The 13,672-nt window shown below is 45.2% G+C and carries 17 protein-coding genes; 4 read left to right on the top strand and 13 right to left on the bottom strand.

What is annotated here, in order from left to right:
* Positions 1-18: 18 nt before the first annotated feature.
* The 11 genes from rpoS to folB form a co-directional block, all read right to left on the bottom strand.
* A complete protein-coding gene (gene rpoS / locus NB504_RS11870; RefSeq protein WP_017047531.1) occupies positions 19-1,020 on the bottom strand; it encodes an RNA polymerase sigma factor RpoS in 1,002 nt (333 codons plus the stop codon).
* Between the two features lie 72 nt (positions 1,021-1,092).
* The gene (gene nlpD / locus NB504_RS11875; RefSeq protein ID WP_258428976.1) at positions 1,093-2,025 is read right to left on the bottom strand and encodes a murein hydrolase activator NlpD; all 933 of its coding nucleotides are present in this window, start codon (positions 2,023-2,025) and stop codon (positions 1,093-1,095) included.
* Between the two features lie 5 nt (positions 2,026-2,030).
* A complete protein-coding gene (locus NB504_RS11880; protein ID WP_013857716.1) occupies positions 2,031-2,657 on the bottom strand; it encodes a protein-L-isoaspartate(D-aspartate) O-methyltransferase in 627 nt (208 codons plus the stop codon).
* On the bottom strand, positions 2,657-3,403 hold the full coding sequence (gene surE, locus NB504_RS11885; protein WP_010320454.1) for a 5'/3'-nucleotidase SurE: 747 nt from the start codon (positions 3,401-3,403) through the stop codon (positions 2,657-2,659). Before surE ends, NB504_RS11880 begins: the two co-directional genes overlap by 1 nt.
* Positions 3,404-3,415: 12 nt before the next feature.
* Positions 3,416-4,513 carry a tRNA pseudouridine(13) synthase TruD gene (gene truD, locus NB504_RS11890; protein ID WP_194567659.1) on the bottom strand — a complete coding sequence of 366 codons (1,098 nt, stop codon included), beginning with the start codon at positions 4,511-4,513 and terminating at the stop codon, positions 3,416-3,418.
* A gap of 157 nt (positions 4,514-4,670) precedes the next feature.
* Positions 4,671-5,156: a 2-C-methyl-D-erythritol 2,4-cyclodiphosphate synthase gene (gene ispF / locus NB504_RS11895; RefSeq protein WP_013857718.1), complete on the bottom strand. Its 486-nt coding sequence runs from the start codon at positions 5,154-5,156 to the stop codon at positions 4,671-4,673.
* Positions 5,149-5,880: a 2-C-methyl-D-erythritol 4-phosphate cytidylyltransferase gene (gene ispD, locus NB504_RS11900; RefSeq protein WP_010320457.1), complete on the bottom strand. Its 732-nt coding sequence runs from the start codon at positions 5,878-5,880 to the stop codon at positions 5,149-5,151. The genes ispF and ispD overlap by 8 nt, the downstream gene beginning before the upstream one ends.
* The gene (gene ftsB / locus NB504_RS11905; protein WP_026027578.1) at positions 5,881-6,162 is read right to left on the bottom strand and encodes a cell division protein FtsB; all 282 of its coding nucleotides are present in this window, start codon (positions 6,160-6,162) and stop codon (positions 5,881-5,883) included.
* 129 nt (positions 6,163-6,291) lie between these two features.
* Positions 6,292-7,095, bottom strand: a complete 804-nt coding sequence (locus tag NB504_RS11910; protein ID WP_096035982.1) for an undecaprenyl-diphosphate phosphatase — start codon at positions 7,093-7,095, stop codon at positions 6,292-6,294.
* A gap of 12 nt (positions 7,096-7,107) precedes the next feature.
* A complete protein-coding gene (gene folK, locus NB504_RS11915; RefSeq protein WP_258428961.1) occupies positions 7,108-7,599 on the bottom strand; it encodes a 2-amino-4-hydroxy-6-hydroxymethyldihydropteridine diphosphokinase in 492 nt (163 codons plus the stop codon).
* Complete coding sequence (gene folB / locus NB504_RS11920) at positions 7,596-7,949, bottom strand: bifunctional dihydroneopterin aldolase/7,8-dihydroneopterin epimerase (protein ID WP_013857722.1); 354 nt, start codon at positions 7,947-7,949, stop codon at positions 7,596-7,598. Before folB ends, folK begins: the two co-directional genes overlap by 4 nt.
* A gap of 187 nt (positions 7,950-8,136) precedes the next feature.
* Here folB and plsY point away from each other — a divergent pair, with 187 nt between their 5' ends.
* A complete protein-coding gene (gene plsY / locus NB504_RS11925) occupies positions 8,137-8,739 on the top strand; it encodes a glycerol-3-phosphate 1-O-acyltransferase PlsY (RefSeq protein ID WP_017047525.1) in 603 nt (200 codons plus the stop codon).
* Positions 8,740-8,850: 111 nt separating this feature from the next.
* Here the strand turns inward: plsY and NB504_RS11930 are convergent, their stop codons facing one another.
* A complete protein-coding gene (locus NB504_RS11930; RefSeq protein ID WP_013857724.1) occupies positions 8,851-9,699 on the bottom strand; it encodes an alpha/beta fold hydrolase in 849 nt (282 codons plus the stop codon).
* A 135-nt stretch (positions 9,700-9,834) separates the two neighbouring features.
* Positions 9,835-10,851 carry a tRNA (adenosine(37)-N6)-threonylcarbamoyltransferase complex transferase subunit TsaD gene (gene tsaD / locus NB504_RS11935; RefSeq protein ID WP_258428962.1) on the bottom strand — a complete coding sequence of 339 codons (1,017 nt, stop codon included), beginning with the start codon at positions 10,849-10,851 and terminating at the stop codon, positions 9,835-9,837.
* 240 nt (positions 10,852-11,091) lie between these two features.
* Here tsaD and rpsU point away from each other — a divergent pair, with 240 nt between their 5' ends.
* The 3 genes from rpsU to dnaG all read left to right on the top strand — a co-directional run bounded on the left by rpsU (position 11,092) and on the right by dnaG (position 13,618).
* A complete protein-coding gene (gene rpsU / locus NB504_RS11940) occupies positions 11,092-11,307 on the top strand; it encodes a 30S ribosomal protein S21 (protein ID WP_004396009.1) in 216 nt (71 codons plus the stop codon).
* A 29-nt stretch (positions 11,308-11,336) separates the two neighbouring features.
* The gene (locus NB504_RS11945; RefSeq protein ID WP_010318215.1) at positions 11,337-11,780 is read left to right on the top strand and encodes a GatB/YqeY domain-containing protein; all 444 of its coding nucleotides are present in this window, start codon (positions 11,337-11,339) and stop codon (positions 11,778-11,780) included.
* A 95-nt stretch (positions 11,781-11,875) separates the two neighbouring features.
* Complete coding sequence (dnaG, locus tag NB504_RS11950; RefSeq protein ID WP_013857726.1) at positions 11,876-13,618, top strand: DNA primase; 1,743 nt, start codon at positions 11,876-11,878, stop codon at positions 13,616-13,618.
* The last annotated feature ends 54 nt before the right edge of the window (positions 13,619-13,672 follow it).

The raw sequence follows: 13,672 nt of genomic DNA on the forward strand, positions 1-13,672 counted from the left end.
GTCTTGTTGAACCAACCTTTAGTCGTATTCAACATTAAACAGCGCTTCCATGTTCAAGCCTTGTTTAACCAAGATCTCTCTCAAACGACGTAGGCCTTCCACTTGAATTTGACGAACTCGTTCACGAGTTAAGTTAATTTCGCGCCCTACTTCTTCTAAGGTGGACGGTTCATAACCTAATAGTCCAAAACGGCGTGCAAGTACCTCTTTTTGTTTTGGGTTTAGTTCATCTAACCAATTCAGTAGTGATTCACGGATATCATCATCTTGCGTAGAAATTTCAGGATCAGAGTTGTTCGCATCTGGGATGATATCGAGTAGTGCTTTATCACCATCGCCGCCAATCGGTGTATCAACAGAACTGATACGCTCGTTCAGACGTAGCATTTTACTGACATCTTCTACTGGCTTATCCAGTTGGAACGCAATTTCTTCTGCGGTAGGTTCATGATCTAACTTCTGCGATAGCTCGCGAGCCGTACGAAGGTAGATATTCAACTCTTTAACGACGTGAATTGGCAAACGGATAGTGCGCGTTTGGTTCATTAATGCACGTTCAATGGTTTGACGGATCCACCAAGTAGCATAGGTTGAGAATCTAAAGCCACGTTCTGGATCAAATTTTTCTACCGCACGGATCAAGCCTAAATTACCCTCTTCAATTAGATCGAGTAAAGCTAAGCCACGATTACCATAACGGCGAGAAATTTTAACGACCAAACGTAAGTTACTTTCGATCATGCGTTTACGAGCAGCTTCATCGCCTCTCAGTGAACGACGAGCATAAAGTACTTCTTCTTGGGCTGTTAATAATGGAGAAAAACCAATCTCGCTAAGATACATCTGTGTTGCATCTAAGCTTTTTGTTGACGCGTCAAATCCTTCTTTGGCATCTTCGATTTGAACATCGTCATCGCTTTGGCTTTTAGTGGTGGTGAGTTCTTCATCAACCTCAATCGAATCCATGATCTCTTGGTCTTCAAACTCTTCGACTTTCGTTACTGCATTGCTGATACTCATAGCGCCTCCCCCTGGCGAGCTAGCAAGACATTACTACTTTCTAATGTCGCTACATGACTCTTTCAAGTATGTTTACGGTAAGTAGCGTTTTGGATTCACCGACTTACCTTGATAACGAATTTCAAAGTGTAAACGAACACTACTGGTTCCTGAGCTGCCCATGGTTGCTATTTTTTGGCCAGCTTTAACACTTTGTCCTTCTTTTACCAGTAACCGATCGTTATGAGCATAAGCACTGAGGTAGTTATCATTATGTTTAACAATCACAAGATTGCCGTAACCTCTTAATGCATTTCCCGAATAGACAACGGTTCCTGCAGCAGTTGATAAAATGGATTGACCACGCTGTCCTGCGATATCGATCCCTTTATTTCCTTGATCGCCTGCTGAAAAGTTTTTAATTATTCTCCCTTGTGTCGGCCATAACCATTTTGAAACTTTATCATCTTTTGGTTTAGCAAAGGTTACATTAGCATTAACATTTTGCTTACCTTTTGAATCAACATACTCTTTTGATTTCGATTGTTCAACTACCTTAGGAGGATCTTTCTTTGCGACTTTGGTCGAAGAACTTGCGGCATTAGATCCACTATTTTGATTAGAGTTTTTACTCACTCCGTCTACAACCATTGGGGGGGAAACTAAGCCAGCCATTGTGCTCGAAGGGGTTGCAGACACAATGACTTCTGTTACACCACTACCACCGTAAGCAGGAGGCGTGTAATTGGGGATCCATAATTTGAGTTTTTGACCGGGATGAATGGTGTAAGGTTTTTTTAAATTATTGAAACGGATCAAGTCGTTTACATTTTTATCTGTGACATAAGATATAAAATAGAGCGTATCGCCTTTTTGCACTTCGTAAAAACTGCCGCGATAACTACCACGAGGAATGGCATTATAGTCTTTATTGAGCCCAGAAACGGGTGCAGGAGTATGAGCAGCACATCCGATAAGGACGCTACTAATTAGCACCATTATTACTCTGTTTCTTAGGTTACTCATCATCACTAAGCTAAATCACCGGCAACTAAAGGAACAAAACGCACCATCTCAATGGTGTTAGAAATAAAATCATCGCCTTGGCGAACTATTTTCAATAACTGTTGCTCACTACTGCCGACAGGGATCACTAAACGGCCACCTTCCGCAAGCTGATCAAGCAGCGCATTTGGGACAAATTCGGCCGCTGCCGTAACAATGATCGCATCAAAAGGAGCTTTAGCATCCCAGCCCAACCAGCCATCACCATGCTTAGTGGAGACGTTATAAATATCAAGTTGCTTTAAACGACGCTTCGCGTCCCACTGTAATGACTTGATCCGTTCAATCGAATACACGTGCTCAACCAACTGGGCAAGCACAGCGGTTTGATAACCCGATCCTGTGCCAATTTCTAAGACCTTACTCTGCGGCTCAAGTTCTAAAAGCTGCGTCATTTTTGCCACAATGTAAGGTTGTGAAATCGTTTGTCCTTGGCCTATCGGCAAGGCATTGTTGTCATAGGCTTGATGCATCATCGCCTGAGAAACAAAGCTTTCTCTTGGCAAACAATGAATGGCATCCAAAACGGTTTGATCTTGGATACCATTCGCGATCAGAAATTCAATTAATCTGTCGGCATGTGGATTGGCCATTACCCTTTTTCCTTCAACCAGTTATCCATACTTGGCAGTGACTCATGAGCCGTGAGATCAACCTGCAACGGCGTCAAGGAGACATAACCATGCTCAATCGCATAGAAATCAGTCCCTTGCCCTGCATCTTGCTCTTTACCCGGAGGACCTAACCAATAAATATCATGCCCACGAGGATCTTTCTGCTTAATCATACTTTCTGCGTGATGGCGAGCACCTAAACGCGTCACTTGAATACCCGCTAACTCCTCAAATGGACGATCTGGTACGTTCACATTCAATAATCGATTGGTTGGGATCGGGGCATTGAGATGCTGTTCGACCAACTGGCGTGCTATCTGGGCTGCCGTAGTAAAATTAGCCGTCCCGACCAATGAAAACGCGATCGCTTGCACCCCAAGAAAATGCCCTTCCATCGCCGCCGCAACCGTGCCCGAATAGAGCACGTCATCGCCCAAATTCGCACCATGATTGATGCCTGTCAGCACCAAATCAGGCAGATCATCTTTGAGCAGTTCATTGAGTGCAAAATGCACACAATCGGTTGGTGTGCCTTGCACTGAATAGGTATTGGGTGCAATGAGATCCACACGAAGCGGCTGCTCTAATGTCAGCGAATTGGAGGCTCCTGACCGATTACGATCCGGCGCGACAATCACGATCTCGGCGAGATCCGCCAGCGCGCGTGCTAGGGTATTTAAACCTTGCGCGTATACACCATCATCATTGCTTAATAAAATCTTCATCGAGTTTTTTCCTTAGAACTCGCGTTCAACCGCTATCTCTTCAACCAATTCACGAATGACTGAGGTAGCAAAACTTCCTGCATCTAAATCAAAACGTAACGTCACATTGTCTTGTTCAACTGTCCAAGAAAGATTCTGCGGCTTAAGCATCAGCGCACGGCGCTCATGACGCATACGATTGCTGCGGATCAGTGCCATCAAGTCAGGTTCAGCATCAAGGTGAACTTGTTCTAAATCTAAAGCCTCACCTTGCGTCGGTAGTGCGTTATCGCCCGCCAAAGCAGCACTTATTTGCACTTCATTCAATGCCAGTTTGTTATTGAGATCGGTAAGATTCGCCAAGGTGACTAAGGTCGTTTTCTCTCCCTCAAGTGCGATATCTCCTTCGATAAATTGATGTAACTTATCTTGCTCGATACGGGCAGAGACAATTTGGTTGAAAATCCACGAACGGGCCGCCGAGAGATACAAACTGCGCTGATTTTGGTTACGTGAACGCACGTTCTCTTTTCCCCAGCGACGCGCTTCACTGAGGTTATTACCGTGATTGCCAAAACGTTGGCTACCAAAATAATTAGGCACACCGTGAGTGGCAATGTGCTCTAATCGCGTCACTACTTCGGCGGTATCGGTGACTTCAGAAAGCGTGATTTCAAAATGATTGCCAACTAAATCACCGGGGCGCAACTTTTTATTGTGACGCGTAATTTCCAGAATTTCGATGCTCGGATATTGAGCCAAAAACTCGGTGAAATCTGGCGTCTCACCTTTTGGTAAATGTACACTGAGCCACTGCTGCGTAACCGCATGACGATCTTTCAGACCAGCCCAACTCACATCTTTTGATTTCACACCACATGCTTTAGCCAATTCATTGACCACAAAACTGGTATTTTCACCAGTTTTACGAATATGAACCATTAAGTGTTCACCACTTCCTGCCAGTTCGAATCCTAAGTCTTCAATCACTTTAAAGTGCTCTGGCTTGGCTTTTATTTTGGCTTTAGCGGCTGGTTTACCACAAAGGTAAGCCAATGAAGATAATATATCTGACATGTTTTCATCCGTCGCTGACGCGAGTTGGCGGTAATAATAAAAACAGCGACGCATGAGCCGCTATTGCGCGTTACTGAGCGTGCCATTCGTTGGCGGTAGTCCATCAATAACGTGTTTTTACATAGAAGGAGAGGTAAGTGAATTACCATTACCTCTTCAATTTGTTGGGTCGTTTTATTAAGGCAATATTATGCTTTGATCAACCGTGCATTTAATCTGTAGTACATTTGATCAATAAGACAACCGCTTCGCAAGCAATACCTTCTTTGCGCCCAGTGAAACCAAGGCGCTCGGTTGTGGTTGCTTTGACGTTAATATTATCTAGCGTCGTTTCAAGATCTTGCGCAATGGCAGCGCACATCGCTTCAATATACGGCGCCATCTTCGGCGCTTGCGCGATAATGGTGACGTCGGCATTTCCTAAACGGTAGCCTTGCGCTTTCACACGGCGATAGACATCTTTCAATAATTCACGGCTATCTGCCCCTTTCCATTTATCATCGGTATCGGGGAAATGGCGGCCAATATCACCTGCGGCAATCGCGCCAAGCAGCGCATCACTTAAAGCATGCAAGGCGACATCACCATCGGAATGAGCAATTAAGCCTTGCTCATAAGGAACGGCAATTCCCCCAATGATGACTGGACCTTCACCGCCAAATTTATGAACATCAAAACCGTGGCCAATTCTAATCATGGTTATTTCCTATTGCGGCTAGTGAAGAAGTACGACCTAAATAAAACTCAGCTAAAGCGAGATCTTCGGGTTGCGTAATTTTTAGATTATCCGCCCGCCCAGCGACCAACGCTGGATGTAACCCTTGCCACTCCATTGCGGATGCTTCATCGGTGATGATGACTTGCTGATCTAACGCGTCCGACAAAGCCTCAAAAAGCGGCTTGGCTCTAAACATCTGGGGGGTGAGTGCGTGCCATAATGCAACGCGATCAACGGTATGATCAATGTTGTTTTCGCCATCAGCACGCTTCATTGTGTCTCGAACGGGTGCAGCTAAAATCGCACCTACTGGATGCTCTTTAGCTGTCGTAATCAATCGGTCAATATCTGCAAAAGTAAGACAAGGCCGCGCTGCATCATGCACGAGAACCCATTCACCTAGGGAATTAGCTAAAACATATTGCAGCGCAGAGAGCACCGAGTCGGCTCGCTCTTGACCACCGCTGACGCGAATAACATTGGGATTAGTGGCTAATGGCAGAGCAAAATAGTAAGGATCATCGTCACTGACGGCGACAACAACGCGATCAATATTAGGGTGCGCGAGCAGCGTCGCTATTGTGTGTTCGAGAACGGTTTTGTTGTGTATGGTTAAATACTGTTTCGGACGATCCGCTTGCATTCGGCTGCCAACACCAGCAGCCGGTACAATCGCGGTAAGAGAAAGCGTACTGTGCGGCATTTATTGACTATCCTCACCGACCAATCGATAGAAAGTTTCACCTTCTTTTATCATTCCTAATTCATGACGCGCTCGCTCTTCAATCGCGTCCAATCCTTGTCGTAAATCATCAATTTCGACGAACATTTCCGAATTTCGTAGCGTTAGGTTTTCGTTTACTTGTTGCTGCACGTCAATTTCATCGACAATGGTTCGATAATCAGCAATGCCATTTTTACCGAGCCACAAATCGTACTGTAATAAACCGAATAATAACGCCAATGTCACCGCAAAAAGTCGCATCACATCTATAACCATTCAAAACGCTCACTATGAAAGAGAACGTAAACGATAAACAAAGCGTGCTGTTTAAAAAAAGTGACGCTTTAACACAGCACGAAAATGATGGCTATTTATATCACAAGCCTTTATTTAACTCATCATTAGGAACGCAAATAAGCCGCCACCGAGAATTAAACGGTAAATGACAAACGGAGTCATACCCATTTTAGAAATCAGTTTTAAGAAGAAATGGATACAAATATAAGCACTGATAAAGGAGGTCAGGATACCCGTCATTAAGAAACCGACATGCACAGGTTCGCCACTGGTCACCAGCTTTAACCCTAAATAACCACCCGCCAAAACAATGATGGGAATCGACATCAAGAAAGAAAAACGCGCGGCCGCTTCACGAGTAAAACCAAGATACAACGCCGCAGTGATGGTCGCTCCTGAGCGAGAGGTACCGGGGATCACCGCAACTGCTTGTGCCAAACCAATCATCAGCGATTTTTTCCAATCGGCTTGGTATTCATCATCCGCTAATGGAGCGTTTTTATCGACATACCACAGTAATAGACCAAAAATAATAGTGGTGGTTGCTATCACCCAAGCACTGCGTAGGTAGAGTTCAACAATATCTTTCATAAAAAAGCCGAAAATACAGGCAGGAATGGTTGCTAGTACGATCATCCATGCCAGTTTCGATTCTTTACTGCGCTCGCCTTTAAAAATCGAGGCAAAAAAAGCGCGCAGTAAAGTCACGACTTCTTTCCTAAAATAGATAACCACGGCAGCTAATGTGCCGACATGCACCGCCACATCAAAGGCAAGACCTTGATCTTCCCAGCCTAAAATGGCTGAAGGCAAAATTAAATGGGCGGAGCTGGAGATAGGTAAAAATTCGGTTAAGCCTTGAATCAAAGCCAAAAAAAACGCTTCTAAATAACTCATTACTGACTCTTATTAATTAATGTCGAACCAAAGTTTGACAGGGGTGAGCGATTCTAAGTTGATCGCCTGTTGCCATATTTGACGCACACTACGACCATCATTGGGAACGATCCGTTCCGGTGACAAATCGTAAAGTGGTTGTATGACAAATGGATATTTAAAGATATCACTGCGTGGCAGTTCAGGATCTTGCGCTGAAATGTCTTCACCAAACAAGATGATATCGAGATCTAAGGTGCGATCTTGAAATTTTTTCGCCTGCGGGTCGCGCCCCCATCGAGATTCAATCGCTCGAAGTTGCGCCACGAAATCACTCAACGAAAGCCTTGTTTCCAGCACAACGACTAAATTATAAAAGGCCGCACTATTGAACCCAACCGATGCACATTCGTAAATGGTCGAGATCTGTAGATGATTTCCGATGGTCGACAATTCCTCGATGGCCACTTTGATATGTTTGCGTCTTTCAATATTAGAACCGACGCCAACATAGACCGTAGTCATGCATCGCCTCGCTCAATAATAACGCCAACACTGGATGCCTGTGCTACCGCGCCGGGCTTTGCTAAGCGAATTTTAACCCAAGGAACGGAAAAACGCTGCATCAGAAGCTCTGCTACTTCTTCTGCAACACGCTCTACCAATAAAAAGCGACCATTTTCAATATGTGCGATCACCGCTTGACTCACTTGTGCGTAGTCTAATGCATCGCTCACATCATCACTTTTACCTGCGGGTTGATTGTCGTGCGCCATTTCGATGTCGAGCACCAACTTCTGCTTAATCTCTTGTTCCCAATCATACACGCCAATGGTCGTAATTACCGTCAGCTGTTCAATAAAGACTTTGTCCATTTTTGCGTCTCTTCCTCTAGAGGTCGGATACCCTAATTACGTAAAAAATCGTACTATTTTGCCTAATCGCGATATCATATACCCAAACTGAGTCGAGATGCGAAATCCAAAACATTTTTTTGCTTTTCATCATGGTTAACAATGGCTTGTGAACTTGCTTTAGGGCATTTCCACTGCAGAGGTACTTATGACACCACTCGCACTGATAATGATCATTTCTGCCTATTTACTGGGTTCGATCTCAAGTGCGGTGTTGATCTGCCGTTTATTACGCCTTCCCGATCCTCGCAATATGGGCTCAAATAACCCCGGTGCAACTAACGTATTACGCATTGGTGGAAAAAAAGCCGCCATCGCGGTACTGCTGTGTGACATGCTCAAAGGTACTATTCCAGTATGGGGCAGCTACTATTTGGGGATTGACCCCATTCTATTGGGCCTAGTCGCCATCGCCGCTTGCCTTGGCCATATGTATCCTATTTTCTTTCATTTTAAAGGCGGAAAAGGTGTTGCAACAGCACTGGGAGCAATCGCACCGATCGGTTTAGATCTCACCGCACTTATCATATTGACTTGGGTCAGCGTTGCATTTTTATTTCGCTATTCATCCTTAGCGGCTTTGGTTACCGTGCTGCTCGCTCCGTTCTACACTTGGTTGATCAAACCGCAATATACCTTACCGGTAGCAATGCTGTGCTGCCTTATCGTGTTTCGTCATCACCAAAATATTAAACGGTTATTGGCTGGCACAGAGCCGAAAGTGGGTGAGAAAAAAACGCTTGGTTCTTGAGCTAGCTTGGATGATGGATAAACCCGCTTGCAAATAACGTCAATGACGAATAAGTAAAAGGCCTCTTACGAAGCCTTTTTTGATTAAGCATGACCCGCTAATAAGGGAAGACTAGCTAAGCGCTTTTTTCAAGAAACGGGTCAACATGGCGGTAACGTATTCAGGTTGCTCTAAGTTACTGATATGTCCAGCATTAGCAATAACCTCTAACTCACTGCCGTGAATGGCATCATTCATTAAGTAAGCCTCAAGAGGCGGACGAGGCATATCTTCAGCGCCAGCTGCAATCAACACTGGCAACCTCAATTGCTCCACCTCTTCAATCATGTCACGACGACCGAAGATCATTTTCCCCAACCGAGCCACTTCCACCGCTTGTTGACCAGTAAGCGCCGATAAATGTTGCTTGAATCCAGCCACTAATGCCGGAGATTTCTGCTCGCCATCTTTTGCAAAAAACATCGGTACAACTGCATCAACAATCGGTGATGGCACTTGCTGCATCGCCGCAATCGCATCGAGCATGGCAAAATATTTTGCATGGCTGACTTCAGGCTCTAGACCAACAAAGGTATCCATCATCACTAATGATTTCACGCGCGCAGGCGCAAGAACGGCTAACTCAGCCCCCCACATTCCACCTACAGAAAGACCAATGATAGAAAACTGCTCAATCGATAAGTGGTCCATTAAAGCCAAAATATGCTGAGCATAATCTTTTAGTGTGTTCATGGATGACGGTGCGAAATCTGACTGACCATGCGCCCATAAATCAGGCACGATACAGCGGTAGTGTTGACTCAACGCTTCCACCTGAGGTGCCCACATTGCGCTATCCCACAGATAGCTGTGACCGAAAACAAGCACTTCACCTTGCCCTTGATCCAAATAACGCATCTGGCAATCATCAATAACAAATGTCTTCATTGTGAATCCAATATTAGTAAAGTAGGTTGGCATTGTAGCATTGATATGAGCGATAACAGCTCAGAGCAGAATGTAAGCAATGGCTAATTAAAATCAATACAGAACGCCACAGAAACGGAAGTACCAAAGAACAAAACGGCCTCAAAAAAGAGACCGTTGCGACACCCGCTAAATAATGGGTTTAAGTTGATCAATCGGCCAGCGAGGTGTTGCCTGCACCGCTAAATCGACTGTTTCACCATTTTTTAAACGCTGCATACCCGCATAAGCAATCATTGCACCGTTGTCGGTACAAAACTCAGTACGCGGGTAATACACTTCACCACCAATTTTTTTCGCCAGTGCGCCAAGCTCTGCGCGTAACTGTTTATTGGCACTCACGCCACCGGCAATAACAATGCGTTTCATGCCAGTTTGCTCAAGGGCGCGTTTGCACTTAATCACTAAAGTGCCACACACCGCCTCTTGAAAGGCATACGCAATATCCGCTCGGGTCTGATCATCATTCTCATTAGCTGCAATCGTATTGGCTGTAAATGTTTTTAAACCAGAGAAACTCATGTCTAACCCTGGTCGATCCGTCATCGGACGCGGAAACTTAAAACGCCCTGGCGTTCCTTTTTCAGCCAAACGAGCCAACAATGGCCCCCCAGGATAATCAAGCCCCATCAGCTTCGCGGTTTTATCAAACGCCTCACCGGCCGCGTCATCAATAGACTCTCCGAGGATCTTATATTCACCAATCCCTTTCACCTCTACCATCATGGAATGACCACCGGAAACTAGTACGGCCACAAACGGAAACGGAGGCGGATTATCTTCAAGCATCGGAGCTAAAAGGTGCCCTTCCATATGGTGAACAGGCACCGCTGGCACACTCCACGCATAAGCCAAACTACGGCCAATCGTCGCGCCAACAAGCAGCGCCCCCACTAAACCAGGACCTGCGGTGTAAGCCACGCCATCAATATCCGCAGGCGTCAAATTCGCTTCAGCCATCGCTGCTTTTATCAGTGGAATGGTCTTTTTAACATGGTCTCTAGAAGCAAGCTCCGGCACCACACCGCCGTAATCGGCGTGCAGTTTTACTTGGCTGTACAATTGATGAGAAAGTAAGCCTTTCTCTTCGTCATAAATGGCGATGCCAGTCTCGTCACACGAGGTTTCAATACCAATAATGCGCATAATTTTCTCAGCACGCTTTCATCAACAATTGGAAATGGCCGCCATGTTACCCCGCCTTGGCTCCGTAAACAAATTTTGTACAGACTATAATCGACAAAGTGCTTTACAAAGCTATTGCGATCGGATTAAAATTCCGCACCATTTTTGATCAAGCTGATAACCGAGCAAACAGACAAGAAATCTTGTGGTTTAAGCCTCAAAATATCAGCGTTAACGAATAACCCCTGAGGTGAAAGGCATATGCCAATAGTTAAAGTACGTGAAAACGAACCGTTCGATGTTGCATTACGTCGTTTCAAGCGCTCTTGCGAAAAAGCAGGTATCCTTTCTGAAGTGCGTCGTCGTGAGCACTATGAAAAACCAACTACCGTTCGCAAACGCGCTAAAGCAGCAGCTCAAAAGCGTCACGCTAAGAAGCTAGCTCGCGAAAACGCACGTCGCGTTCGCCTGTACTAATAACCTTTTTCCATTAAGGAACGAGAGTTATGGCTCTAATTGATATCCTCAAAGAAGAGCAAAAATTAGCGATGAAAGCCAAGGATAAAGTACGCCTTGGCACTATTCGTTTAGCCTTATCCGCGATCAAACAACGAGAAGTCGACGAGCAGATCACTCTGAACGACGACGATATTCTTGCTGTGATGGTAAAAATGGTTAAACAGCGTCGCGACTCTGTCGCTCAATATGAAGCTGCCAATCGTCAAGATCTCGCAGATGCAGAGCAAGCAGAAATCACTATCCTTGAGGCATTTATGCCTCAGCCGTTGAGCGATGATGAAGTGAGCGCATTAATTGATGATGCGATCACCCAGTCCGCTGCTGCTGGCATGCAAGACATGGGGAAAGTGATGGCTGTCTTGAAACCGCAAATTCAAGGGCGTGCAGATATGGGTAAAGTCAGCGGATTAGTTCGAACTAAACTCGCTTAAATGCCCGCATCAAATTGCATCAAGCCGTGCTATCCTCTGGAGCGCACGGCTTGTTTGTATCTAATCATTCGTTTTAATCTTTTCTTTTAGGTTTTATGGCAGGACACATCCCTCGCAGTTTTATTGATGATCTCCTTGCTCGACTTGATATTGTCGACATCATAGACGCACGTGTGAAACTTAAGAAAAAAGGTAAGAACTACGGTGCTTGCTGCCCATTCCATAATGAAAAAACGCCCTCATTTAGTGTAAGCCAAGAAAAACAGTTCTATCACTGCTTTGGTTGTGGCGTGCATGGCAACGCCATCGACTTCATGATGGAATATGAACGCCTTGAATTCGTCGAGGCCATCGAAGAATTGGCTTCTTTTGTGGGGCTAGAAGTTCCCCGAGAGCAACGCTCTAGTGGCCATTTCTCATCAGCCCCTAAAGCCAATAGTGAAGAAAAACGCACCCTTTATGACTTAATGGGCAGCATTGCGCAGTTTTACCGCAACCAACTCAAAGTTCCGGGTAATCGTCATGCCATCGAGTATCTGAAAGATCGCGGTCTTTCTGGCGAAATCGTGCAGAAATTTGGTATTGGCTATATCGCTGACGAATGGGATTTAGTGCGCAAAAACTTCGGTCAGCAACAAGAAAGCCAAGAGATGCTCGTCACTGGCGGTATGTTGATCGAAAATGACAAAGGCAACCGCTACGATCGTTTTCGTGGACGTATTATGTTTCCCATTCGCGACCGCCGCGGACGAGTGATCGGCTTTGGTGGACGCGTTACGGGTGATGGAACGCCAAAATACCTGAACTCCCCAGAAACCCCCATTTTCCATAAAGGTAAAGAGCTGTATGGCCTATACGATGTCATGCAAGCCTATCGTGAACCCCCGCAAATATTAGTTGTTGAAGGTTATATGGATGTGGTGGCACTGGCGCAATATGGAGTGGACTACTCGGTTGCTTCGCTAGGAACCTCAACTACTGGCGATCACCTGCAACTGCTTTTTCGCCAAACCAATACGGTGGTCTGTTGCTATGATGGTGACCGAGCAGGACGAGAAGCGGCGTGGCGCGCACTGGAAAATGCGTTGAGTTATCTCAAAAGTGGCAATATTCTTAAATTTCTGTTTTTACCTGATGGTGAAGACCCAGATAGCTACATCAGAACCCATGGAAAAGCGGCCTTTGAACAGTTAGTGCAAGATGCTGAACCCCTATCCAAATACCTATTTACCAACCTACTGTCACAAGTTGATGTCGGTAATAACGAAGGGAAAGCAGCGCTTGAGGCGCTGGCATTACCACTGATTAATAAAGTGCCAGACACATCTCTACAAGCGCAATTGCTCAAAATATTAGGGCAAAAAACTGGGATTTATAAAAAGCCATCACTGCCAGAATCAGACAAACACCGCTCACAACCACACAAAGAGCTCAAACGCACACCGATGCGTGAAGTGATCGCTTTGCTTATTCAAAATCCAAGCTATGCTGAAATGGTACCTGATATTTCCAGCGTTCAATCCTTGCCCATACCCGGTTTAAGTTTATTAATTGAGGTACTTGAGAATTGTCAAGCGTACCCCAATATTACTACAGGCCAATTGCTTGAACACTGGCGCGGTAATAAAAACGAGACCCTTCTGTCTCGCCTCGCAAGTTGGGAAATTCCACTTGTTGAAGACAACCAAGAAGAACTATTTTTAGATTCATTGGACAAAATATTGGCTCAATGCATCGAAAAGCAAATTGAAAACCTGCAGGCAAAAGAAAGAAGCGTCGGTTTATCAGCCGAAGAGAGACGGGAGCTTCAAGACTTAATGAAAGACTTGAAAGCGTAACCCAGTTTAAATAGTCAGCAATGAATAAATTTGTTAGTATATGTGGTTTGCATT

The sequence above is a fragment of the Vibrio sp. RM-69-4 genome (genome assembly GCF_024743775.1).
GTDB classification, from domain to species: domain Bacteria; phylum Pseudomonadota; class Gammaproteobacteria; order Enterobacterales; family Vibrionaceae; genus Vibrio; species Vibrio anguillarum.